The organism is Acinetobacter sp. LMB-5 (assembly GCF_001541635.1).
Lineage (GTDB): Bacteria > Pseudomonadota > Gammaproteobacteria > Pseudomonadales > Moraxellaceae > Acinetobacter > Acinetobacter pittii.
Window position 1 is genome coordinate 1 of the sequence record NZ_LRDR01000107.1, and the last position, 337, is coordinate 337.

Here is a 337-nt window from a genome sequence, read left to right on the forward strand (position 1 = left end):
CGTAGATAGGATATTGCAAATCGTTAAGCGTGACGGGTCTGTCACTGCAAAACAACTCTCTTATGAGCTTGGGATGACAACCATGGGTGCTCGCCAGCACCTGCAAGGTTTAGAAGATGATGGCATCCTGTCGATTCACGATGTAAAAGTCAAAGTCGGACGCCCTACTCGCCATTGGTCTTTAACCCAGAAGGGACATGAGCAATTCGCCGATCGTCATGGCGAACTCACCATCCAATTTATCGAAGCCGTGGAACACATCTTCGGTAAAGATGGCCTCGACAAAGTTACCTCCGAGCGCGAAAAACTGACTTTACAAAACTATCGCCAGTACCTC

1 protein-coding gene is annotated in these 337 nt (G+C 48.4%); it reads left to right on the top strand.

What is annotated here, in order from left to right:
- Positions 1 to 13: 13 nt before the first annotated feature.
- Positions 14 to 337: helix-turn-helix transcriptional regulator (locus AW165_RS18720; protein WP_228138771.1), on the top strand; the 324-nt coding region annotated here is incomplete at its 3' end.